Annotated in this window: 4 protein-coding genes; all 4 read left to right on the forward strand. The window is 75.0% G+C overall.

Features of this window, described 5'->3' with window-relative positions:
• Positions 1-780: CPBP family glutamic-type intramembrane protease (locus tag ABZ885_RS38840; protein WP_360199569.1), on the forward strand; the 780-nt coding region annotated here is incomplete at its 5' end.
• Complete coding sequence (locus ABZ885_RS38845; RefSeq protein WP_360199571.1) at positions 777-1817, forward strand: ABC transporter ATP-binding protein; 1041 nt, start codon at positions 777-779, stop codon at positions 1815-1817. The genes ABZ885_RS38840 and ABZ885_RS38845, both read left to right, overlap by 4 nt.
• 1 nt (position 1818) lies before the next feature.
• Positions 1819-2568 (forward strand): ABC transporter permease, encoded by a 750-nt coding sequence (locus ABZ885_RS38850; RefSeq protein ID WP_360199573.1) that lies wholly within the window; start codon positions 1819-1821, stop codon positions 2566-2568.
• A 2-nt stretch (positions 2569-2570) separates the two neighbouring features.
• Positions 2571-2761, forward strand: a 191-nt coding sequence (locus ABZ885_RS38855) for a hypothetical protein (RefSeq protein ID WP_360199575.1), incomplete at its 3' end; no start/stop codon positions are given.

Here is a 2761-nt window from a genome sequence, read left to right on the forward strand (position 1 = left end):
CGGCCCGCGGGAGGCGGCCCGATGAGCACGCCCGGGTACGCCGGGCTCTGCGTCGTCGTGGTCGGCGGGTGGCTGGCGCTGTACCGGGTGCCGTTCAACGACCCGGCGCGGCGCCGCCGGACGGCGCTGTGGCTCGCCGGCCGGACCGGGCTGGGCCCGGAGGCCGCCTTCGCGGTGTTCGGCACGGTGGTGTACCTCGTGCTGGGCGCGCTGGCGCTGACCGCGCTGCTGGCGGCCACCCCGCTCAGCCTCCATCAGCTGGTCGGAGGCCGGCCCACGCCGACCATGGCGCTCGCCCTGCTGCTCGCCGTCCTCGGCACCTCCAGCGCCAACATCCTCTGCGTGTCACTGCTTTACCGGGCCGTCCCGCGGGTCGACGTCCCGGGCGAGATCGCCCGCGTCCAGTGGATCGCCTCGATCCTGGCCCTGCCCCGGCACTACCGGTGGATCATCCCGGCCGCCGCGGCCCTGTTCGAGGAGGTCCTCTTCCGCGGCGCGGTCCTGCTGGGGCTCGGCGCGCTCGGCGGCGGCTTCGGCGTCGCCCTCGCCGTCAGCACCTGCCTGTTCGCCGCCGGCCAGGTCGCCCTGGTCTCCACCCCGGTCCAGGCGTACGTGCTGGGCACGTCGAGTGTGACCCTCGGCGTGGTCGGCGGCCTGCTGACCGCGGCCACCGGCGGCGTCCTGCCCGCCCTGGCCCTGCACATGTCCTTCGCCGGCTTCTACACCCACCTCAGCGCCTCCGCGGGAGCGCGCACCACCCCCCGGAGGCTCCCTCTGTGACCGTGAACCAGCCGTCCGCCGTCCCGACGGTGGAGCCGGACGACGGCGCCGTCGTCCGGGTCGACCGACTGACCGTCACGTACGGCGCGTTCACCGCCGTGCGCGACGTCTCGTTCCGGATCCCTCCCGGGGAGGTGTTCGGGCTGGTCGGGCCGAACGGCGCGGGCAAGACCTCGATCGTCGAGGCGGTCGGCGGGCTGCACCGGCCCGCCCGGGACGGCGCGGTCTCGGTCTGCGGCCACGACCCCCGCACCGACCGCGAGGCCGTCACCCGCCTCGTCGGGATGCAGCTCCAGGAGTCGCAGTTCCCCAGCCGCGCCCGGGTGGGCGAGCTGTGCGAGCTCTATGAGGCGATCTACCGGGCGCCCGGGGCCTCCACCGCGCTGCTGGAGTCCTTCGGCCTCGCCGACCGCCGCCGCAGCCTCATCGCCGACCTCTCCGGCGGCATGCGCCAGCGGCTTGCGCTGGCTCTCGCCCAGATCGGCGACGTCCGGCTGGTCATCCTGGACGAGCTCACCACCGGCCTCGACCCGCACCAGCGCCGGGAGACCTGGCGTTCGGTGCTCGACCTGGCCGCGCGCGGCGTCGCGGTGCTGCTCACCTCGCACGCGATGGACGAGGTCGAGGCGCTCTGCGGGCGGGTCGGCGTGCTGCGGGCCGGCGAGCTGGTCGCCCTCGACCCGCCGGCGCGCCTGACCGAGGCGCACGCGGGCCCGTCCGCCTTCTCGGTCGACCTGCGCGCCGTCGCGGACGCCGGCGGGCCGGGGGCCGGAGCGAAGGGGGCCGACGGGAAGGGGGCCGGAGAGATCGGAGCCGGCGGGATCGAGCTGCGCCTCGACGGCCTCGGACTGACGAGGCTGCCCGGCGCCCCGGACCGGCTGGAGTACGCGGGGGCGTTCCCCGCCGACTACGACCGCATCGTGCGCCTCCTCGCCGACGCCGGGCTCCCGCCCTCCGCGGTGAGCCGCCGCACGCCGACCTTCGAGGACGCCTACCTCAACCTGGTCGGCGGCACCGAGCGGAAGGAGGCGGCCTGAGATGGCGACGCTGTGGCCGATCGTCCGGTTCGAGTCGCGCAGGATGCTGCGCAACTTCGCCCCGGTGTTCTTCGCCCTGGCCTTCCCGGTGCTGATGCTCTGCATGTTCGGCGGCATCTACGGCAACAAGCCGTCGGAGCAGTTCGACGGGCGGGGCACGGTGGACATGTCGGTGCCCGCCTACCTGGTCCTGGTGGTCTCGGTCACCGGGCTGATGAGCTTCCCGCTCGGGCTGGCCGAGTACCGCGACCGCAAGGTCCTGAAGCGCTTCCGTGCGACACCGGTCGACGCCTCCGCCTTCCTGGTCGCGCAGGGGCTGGTGAACATCGCACTGAGCCTGGCCGGCGCGTTCCTGCTGGTGGTGGCCGGGTACCTGTTCTTCGACCTCCACCTGCCGGGCTCCGCCGGCGCGCTCGCCGCGACGGCGGGCGCGCTGCTCCTCGCGACCCTCGCGATGTACGCGGTGGGCGGCGTGGTCGCAGCGGTGGCGCGGTCGGAACGGGTGGCGGTGGCCGTCGCCAACCTGGTCTACTTCCCGATGATCTTCCTCTCCGGGGCGACCATCCCGCTGCAGATCTTCCCCTCCGGCATGAAGGCGATCAGCGACGCCCTGCCGGCGACGTACGCGGTGAAGCTCCTCCAGCACGCCTGGCTGGACAGCGCCACCGACGTGGGGCTGGACCTCGGCGTGCTCGCGGGCGTCGTCGTGGCGTGCGGGGCCGCCGCCGTCCGGCTGTTCCGGTGGGAGTAGCCGTGACCGCCGCCCGTCCCCCGCTCGCCGAGCAGGTGCCCGCGACCGCCTTCCTCACCGCGCTCGCCCGCGCCGGGGCGACGGCCGGCCCGCGCGGCCTCCTGCACGACCCGTACGCCGAACGCTTCGCCGTCCACTGCCCGGCCGCCATCCGCCGCGTCACCCGGCACACCGCCGGGACGTCCTCGCTGGT

The organism is Kitasatospora sp. NPDC047058, from assembly GCF_040643935.1.
Taxonomy (GTDB): Bacteria; Actinomycetota; Actinomycetes; order Streptomycetales; family Streptomycetaceae; genus Kitasatospora.

Bases quoted from the DNA above. Each gene is read 5' to 3' on its own strand.
- ABZ885_RS38850 (WP_360199573.1), top strand. From the start codon at position 1,819: ATGGCGACGCTGTGGCCGATCGTCCGGTTCGAGTCGCGCAGGATGCTG.